9 protein-coding genes and 1 pseudogene are annotated in these 6,952 nt (G+C 62.5%); all 10 read right to left on the bottom strand.

All coding sequences use genetic code 11. The features are described from left to right. Nucleotides 1-390, bottom strand: a pseudogene (locus Q427_RS37195) (magnesium transporter); the annotation flags it as partial. Then, entirely contained in the window at nucleotides 378-503 is a 126-nt protein-coding gene (locus tag Q427_RS37190) for a hypothetical protein (RefSeq protein ID WP_442905580.1), read from the bottom strand. The gene Q427_RS37190 and the pseudogene Q427_RS37195, both read right to left, overlap by 13 nt. Beyond that, nucleotides 503-1,126 carry a magnesium transporter MgtE N-terminal domain-containing protein gene (locus tag Q427_RS37185; protein ID WP_051496721.1) on the bottom strand — a complete coding sequence of 208 codons (624 nt, stop codon included), beginning with the start codon at nucleotides 1,124-1,126 and terminating at the stop codon, nucleotides 503-505. Before Q427_RS37185 ends, Q427_RS37190 begins: the two co-directional genes overlap by 1 nt. A gap of 136 nt (nucleotides 1,127-1,262) precedes the next feature. Further along, nucleotides 1,263-1,691, bottom strand: a complete 429-nt coding sequence (locus Q427_RS25890; RefSeq protein WP_043518313.1) for a F0F1 ATP synthase subunit epsilon — start codon at nucleotides 1,689-1,691, stop codon at nucleotides 1,263-1,265. Nucleotides 1,692-1,716: 25 nt separating this feature from the next. Further along, the gene (atpD, locus tag Q427_RS25885) at nucleotides 1,717-3,093 is read right to left on the bottom strand and encodes a F0F1 ATP synthase subunit beta (protein WP_043518312.1); all 1,377 of its coding nucleotides are present in this window, start codon (nucleotides 3,091-3,093) and stop codon (nucleotides 1,717-1,719) included. 64 nt (nucleotides 3,094-3,157) lie between these two features. After that, nucleotides 3,158-4,039 (bottom strand): F0F1 ATP synthase subunit gamma, encoded by an 882-nt coding sequence (atpG, locus tag Q427_RS25880; protein ID WP_043518311.1) that lies wholly within the window; start codon nucleotides 4,037-4,039, stop codon nucleotides 3,158-3,160. Nucleotides 4,040-4,109: 70 nt separating this feature from the next. Beyond that, nucleotides 4,110-5,654 carry a F0F1 ATP synthase subunit alpha gene (atpA, locus tag Q427_RS25875; RefSeq protein WP_043518310.1) on the bottom strand — a complete coding sequence of 515 codons (1,545 nt, stop codon included), beginning with the start codon at nucleotides 5,652-5,654 and terminating at the stop codon, nucleotides 4,110-4,112. 16 nt (nucleotides 5,655-5,670) lie between these two features. Continuing rightward, entirely contained in the window at nucleotides 5,671-6,207 is a 537-nt protein-coding gene (locus Q427_RS25870; RefSeq protein WP_043518309.1) for a F0F1 ATP synthase subunit delta, read from the bottom strand. A 12-nt stretch (nucleotides 6,208-6,219) separates the two neighbouring features. After that, nucleotides 6,220-6,690: a F0F1 ATP synthase subunit B gene (locus tag Q427_RS25865; protein WP_043518308.1), complete on the bottom strand. Its 471-nt coding sequence runs from the start codon at nucleotides 6,688-6,690 to the stop codon at nucleotides 6,220-6,222. Between the two features lie 73 nt (nucleotides 6,691-6,763). Next, nucleotides 6,764-6,952 (bottom strand): F0F1 ATP synthase subunit C (gene atpE, locus Q427_RS25860; protein ID WP_043518307.1); only part of this gene is annotated, 189 nt, incomplete at its 5' end.

Raw genomic sequence — 6,952 nt, 5'->3', positions numbered from 1 at the left:
CAGGCCCAGGCCTATTGCCACGAAGACCTCTGGCCCCCAGCAGCCCTGGCCCATCGCGTACTGCGCACGTCGCCGGTGGCCATGCCGCGAAACCATCAGGGTGGCGGCCTGGGAGCCGGCGTTGCCGCCGCTGTCCACCAGCAGGGGCAGGAAGAACACCAGGGCGATATAGGCCTCGATGGTCTCCTCGAAGTAGGCGATGCCGGCACCGGAGAAGATGTTGGCGAAGACCAGCAGCACCAGCCAGACGATGCGCTTGCGGTAGAGGTCGAACAGGCTGGCAGAGCGCAGCCCCCCCTCGAGCTTGCCCACCGACACGCCCTTGTGCATGTCCTCGGTGGCCTCTTCCTCGGCCACGTCCATGGCATCGTCGTGGGTCACGATGCCCACCAGCCGCTCGTCGCATCGATGACGGGCACGGCCAAGGTGTCGTAGCGGGCGATCAGCCGGGCGACCTCCTCCTGCTCTTCATCCACCGACACGCTGATGACATCCTTGATCATCAGTCATCAACCTGGGCCCCGGGCCTGGCCACCATCAGTTGGCGCAGCGACAGGGTTCCCGCCAGCTTGCCGTCCTGGTCGATGATATAGAGCTGATAGACGGTCTCGGCATCCGGCGCAGTCTGGCGCACCCGCATCATCGCCTGGGACACGGTCATGCCACTGGGGATCGCCACATAGTCCGAGGTCATGATCGCCCCGGCCGTGCCCTCCTCGTAGCTGGCCAGCCGTTTGAGGTCCTCGCGTTCCTGACGCGCCATGCGCCGCAGAAGGCCTTCGCGACGATCCTCATCGAGCAGGTTGAACAGGTCGGCCCGCTCGTCGGCACTCATCTCCTCGAAGACGCTCAGCAACGTGTCGTCCGACATCTCCTTGGCAAGGGCTTCCTGGAGATCATCCGTCAGGTAGCCGATGATATGGGCACGCCGCTCCAGCGAGAGGTATTCGAGAAGGGTAAATACTGATCGGCGATCCTCCTCCTCCTCGTCGATGTACTCGAGCATATCGGCGATGTCCGCCGCCCGCAGCTCCGGCAGCAGGGCGTCGAGTCGCTCGCGATCATTGGCCTTGAGGGCAGATACCAGGACGTCTTTCTGTTCGGCTAGGGTTTCGTTCAGGGACATGGCATCCTCCTGACGCCTCTGGAAAGGAAAACGGCCGACTGAGGCCGACCATCACAATCATGACTGTCATCATAACAGAGACGAAAACGCCCCTCGAACAGCGTTCGAGGGGCGTTTTACACGGTAAGGGCCAGGATCAGCCCTTGCCGGCCTTCTTGCGCAGCTGCTGGATGGTCCGCAGCTGTGCCACGGCTTCAGCGAGCTCGGCGGCGGCGCGGGTGTAATCCAGCTCCGACGACTTTTCGTTGAACGCCTTCAGCGCATGCTGACGGGCTTCCTCGGCGGCGGCCTCGTCGAGGTCACCGGCCCGTGAAGCCGCATCGGCGAGGATGGTGACCACGTCCGGCTGCACTTCCAGGAAGCCGCCGGAGACGTAGAAGTTCTCTTCCGCGCCACCGTCGTGGATCACCCGAATCGGACCTGGCTGAAGCTCGGTCAGCAGCGGGGCGTGCCCGGGCAGGATGCCCAGGTCGCCCATCATGCCGGATGCGACGAGCTGCTCGATTTCCCCCGAGAAGATCGCCTCTTCGGCGCTGACGATGTTGCACTTGAAGCTGTTCGCCATAGCGAAGTCCCCCTGGTGGACGGCCTTACTTCATCTGGTTGGCTTTCTCGACGGCCTCGTCAATGCTGCCCACCATGTAGAAGGCCTGCTCCGGCAGATCGTCGTATTCGCCACCGAGGATACCCTGGAAACCACGGATGGTGTCCTTCAGCGACACGTACTTGCCCGGAGCACCGGTGAACACCTCGGCAACGAAGAACGGCTGCGACAGGAAGCGCTGGATCTTCCGCGCCCGGGATACGGCCAGCTTGTCCTCGTCGGACAGCTCGTCCATGCCCAGGATCGCGATGATGTCCTTGAGCTCCTTGTAGCGCTGCAGCACGTTCTGCACGCCGCGGGCGGTGTCGTAGTGTTCTTCGCCCACAACCAGCGGATCCAGCTGACGCGAGGTGGAGTCCAGCGGATCGATGGCCGGATAGATACCCAGCTCGGCGATGGAGCGCGCCAATACCACGGTGGCGTCCAGGTGCGAGAAGGTGGTCGCCGGCGACGGGTCGGTCAAGTCATCCGCGGGCACGTAGACCGCCTGCACGGAAGTGATCGAGCCGGTCTTGGTGGAGGTGATACGCTCCTGCAGAACGCCCATCTCCTCGGCCAGGGTCGGCTGGTAGCCTACCGCGGAGGGCATACGGCCCAGCAGTGCGGACACCTCGGTACCGGCCAGGGTGTAGCGGTAGATGTTGTCGACGAACAGCAGCACGTCGCGGCCTTCATCGCGGAACTTCTCGGCGATGGTCAGGCCGGTCAGGGCCACGCGCAGACGGTTGCCCGGCGGCTCGTTCATCTGACCGTAGACCAGCGATACCTTGTCGATAACGTTGGATTCGGTCATCTCGTGGAAGAAGTCGTTACCCTCACGAGTCCGCTCGCCCACACCGGCGAACACCGAGTAACCGCTGTGCTCGGTGGCGATGTTGCGGATCAGTTCCATCATGTTGACGGTCTTGCCCACGCCGGCGCCGCCGAACAGGCCGACCTTGCCGCCCTTGGCGAACGGACAGACCAGGTCGATGACCTTGATGCCGGTCTCGAGCAGCTCGTTGGAAGCCGCCTGCTCGGCATAGGTCGGGGGCTTGCGGTGGATCGGCATGCGCTCCTGCTCGCCGATGTCACCCGCTTCGTCAATCGGCTCGCCGAGCACGTTCATGATCCGACCCAGCGTCTCCTTGCCCACGGGCACGGAGATGGCAGCACCGGTGTTGGTGACTTCCATGCCACGCTTGAGGCCCTCGGTGGAGCCCATGGCGATGGTGCGCACCACGCCGTCGCCCAGCTGCTGCTGGGTTTCGAGCACGGTCTCGGCTGTCGAGACCTTCAGCGCGTCGTAGACCTTGGGAACATCGTCCCGCGGAAACTCTACGTCAATCACCGCGCCGATGATTTGTACGATACGTCCGCTCATCTTGGTTCCTCTCAAATACCTGAAAATGAAACCTGCATGCCGGGAGGGATAACCCTCCCTGGCGCTATACGGCGGCGGCGCCACCGACGATCTCGGAGATTTCCTGGGTGATGGCGGCCTGACGGGCCTTGTTGTACACCATCTCCAGGTCGTCGATCAGACCGCCGGCGTTGTCAGTGGCGCTCTTCATCGCGATCATTCGCGCTGCCTGTTCGCAGGCGCCATTCTCGACCACCGACTGATAGACCTGCGATTCGATGAAACGAACCAGCAGACTATCGAGCAGCGCCTTGGCATCCGGCTCATACAGGTAGTCCCAGCTACCGGGACGCTTGTTTTCATCGTGATCCGCATCCGCCCCCATATCGGGAGACAGGGGCAGTATCTGCCTGACCACCGGCTTCTGCGTCATGGTGTTGACGAACTCGTTGTACACCACGAACAGCCGATCCAGGCGCCCCTCGTCATACGCATCCAGCATGACCTTGACACTACCGATCAGATCCTCGACCTCGGGCGACTCGCCCAGCCCGCTCTTCGCCGCCACCAGGTTGCCCCCGTAGCTCTTGAAGAAGCCGCTGGCCTTGCTGCCCAGGGCGCAGAAATCGAGTTCTGCCCCCTTGTCGCGCCATGCCTTGGCATCCCTGAGTACGGCCTTGAACAGGTTATGGTTCAGGCCGCCGCACAGGCCGCGGTCGGTCGAGACCACGATATAGCCGACCCGTTTCGCGTCACGCTCGATCATGTAGTCGTGGCGGTACTCGGGGTTGGCGTCGGCAATATGGCTCACGACGTTGCGGATCTGGCGGGCATAGGGCTGGCTGGCCCTCATCAGATCCTGTGCCTTACGCATCTTCGATGCAGCCACCATTTCCATGGCGCTGGTGATCTTCTGCGTATTCTTGATGCTCCCGATCTGGGTGCGTATCTCTTTTGCAGCTGCCATAGCGATCTACCTCGTTCTTGACCCTCAGAAGATGTCCAGGGCCCACCCACGGGGGGTGGGCCGGCGGCATTTACCAGCTCTGAGTGGCCTTGAACTTCTCGAGACCCGACTTCAAGCCTTCCTGGATCTCTTTGCTGTAGTCGCCGGTCTGGTTGATCTGATCGAGCAGCTCGGCATGTTCGGACTTCATGTAGTCGTGCAGGGCACGCTCGAAGTCCAGCACCTTGGCGACGTCGACGTCATCCAGGAAGCCTTCGTTGGCGGCATACAGAGACACCCCCATCTCGGCCACGGACAGCGGCGAATACTGCTTCTGCTTCATCAGCTCCATGACGCGCTGACCGTGCTCCAGCTGCTTGCGGGTCGCTTCGTCAAGATCGGAGGCGAACTGCGAGAAGGCCGCCAGCTCACGGTACTGGGCGAGAGCCAGACGCACACCACCACCCAGCTTCTTGATGATCTTGGTCTGGGCCGCACCACCCACCCGCGAGACCGAGAGACCGGCGTTGATGGCCGGACGGACACCCGAGTTGAACAGGTCGGTCTCGAGGAAGATCTGACCGTCGGTGATCGAGATCACGTTGGTCGGAACGAAGGCCGAGACGTCGCCACCCTGAGTCTCGATGATCGGCAGTGCGGTCAGCGAGCCGGTCTTGCCCTTCACTTCACCGTTGGTGAACTTCTCGACATAATCGACATTGACGCGAGCGGCACGCTCGAGCAGACGCGAGTGGAGATAGAAGACGTCGCCCGGGTAGGCTTCGCGGCCCGGCGGACGACGCAGCAGCAGGGAGACCTGACGGTAGGCCCAGGCCTGCTTGGTCAGATCGTCATAGACGATCAGGGCGTCCTGGCCACGGTCGCGGAAGTACTCGCCCATGGTGCAACCGGCGTAAGGTGCCAGGAACTGCATCGGGGCCGGGTCGGCAGCGCCGGCGGCGACCACGATGGTATGCTCCATGGCACCGTGCTCTTCGAGCTTGCGCACCACGTTGGCAATGGTCGACTGCTTCTGACCGATGGCGACGTAGATACAGGTGACGCCCTTGCCCTTCTGGTTGATGATGGCGTCGATGGCGATGGCCGACTTACCGATCTGGCGGTCGCCGATGATCAGCTCACGCTGACCGCGACCGATCGGCACCATGGCGTCGATCGACTTGAGACCGGTCTGGATCGGCTCGTCCACCGACTGACGGGTGATGACGCCCGGGGCGACCTTTTCCACCGCGTCGGTCATCTTGGCGTCGATGTCGCCCTTGCCGTCGATGGGGAAGCCCAGCGGGTCGACCACGCGGCCGATCAGCTCGGGGCCCACCGGCACTTCGAGGATGCGACCGGTACAGCTGGCGGTCATGCCCTCTTCCAGCTGCAGGTAGTCGCCCAGTACCACGGCGCCCACGGAGTCACGCTCCAGGTTAAGCACCATGCCGAAGATGTTGCCGGGGAATTCGATCATTTCACCGAACATCGCATCTTCGAGGCCGTGGATTTTCACGATGCCGTCGGAGACGCTGACGATAGTGCCCTGGTTACGGGCTTCGGATGCGACATCCAGCTTTTCGATACGCTGCTTGATGATGTCGCTGATCTCGGAAGGATTCAGTTGCTGCATGCCATGTCCCTCAGACTCAGGCGATAAGGGCTTCGGAGAGGCGATTCAGTCGACCGCGCACCGACCCGTCGATGACGGTATCGCCGGCGCGCAGGACGACGCCTCCGAGAAGCTTCGGATCCACCTGAGTGGTAATGGAGATTTCGCGATTCAGCCGCTTCTTGAGCGCGCCGGCGAGCTTGTTCTGCTGCTTGTCGTCGAGCGCATAGGCCGTGACCACGGTGACGTCGACACGTTTTTCGTGGTCGGCGCGCAGGCGCTCGAATTGCTCGGCGATGGCACCCAGGGCCGATAGCCGCCCCTTGTCGCCCAGGGCTTCGAGGAAGCGACGACCAGCATCATCCACGCTGATGTCGGCAACCTCGATCACCATGTCGACCTTGCGGTCGGTGGCAATCTTGGGGCTCGCGATCAATTTCTGAGCATCACGCTCCGCGACGACCTGGCCCAGCTTGACCAGCATGTCGGACCAGGCTTCAAGCGCCTTGTGGTCCCGCGCATACTCGAATGCGGCCTTGGCGTAGGGTCGTGCGACAGTAGACGTTTCCGCCATGGGTCACCTCCTTCACAGTTCGGCAGCAAGCTTGTCTAGCAGCTTGCGGTGTGCCTTCTCGTCGATGGAGGCTTCCAGAACACGCTCGGCACCGACAATGGCCAACGAGGCCACCTGGGCGCGAAGCTCTTCCTTGGCGCGATTGATTTCCTGATCGATCTCGGCACGTGCACCGGCCACCAGGCGCTCGCCTTCGGCGCGGGCCTGCTCGCGGGCCTCCTCGATCATCTGGCTGGAACGCTTGTTCGCCTGATCGAGAATCTGAGAGGCCTGCTCCTTGGTCTCGCGCAGTGTCTGAGCGGCCTGCTCCTGAGCAAGCTCGAGGTCGCGGGAAGCCCGGCTGGCTGCGTCGAGGCCATCGGCAATCTTCTTCTGGCGCTCGTGAAGCGCGGAGCTGATCGGCGGCCATACGTACTTGATGCAGAACCAGACAAAGATCGCAAAGGCGATCGTTTGCCCGATAAGCGTCATGTTGATATTCACGGGTATGTACCTCTGACGGGTTCGTGGCGACCGGATGGAAGCGAACCGAGCGCCTCAGCGCTCGGTGCTGTCATTAACCGGCAACGACGAAGATCAGGTACATCGCGATACCAACACCGATCATCGGTACGGCGTCGAGCAGGCCGGCCATGATGAAGGTACGGGTCTGCAGCTGGTCGCCAAGCTCCGGCTGACGCGCGGTGGACTCGAGCAGTTTGCCGCCCAGCATGGCGAAGCCAATGCCGGTTGCCAGTGCACTGAC

This window comes from Halomonas sp. BC04 (genome assembly GCF_000568385.1).
Note: the sequence above shows the minus strand (reverse complement) of the source record. Positions and strands in the feature narration are given on the sequence as shown.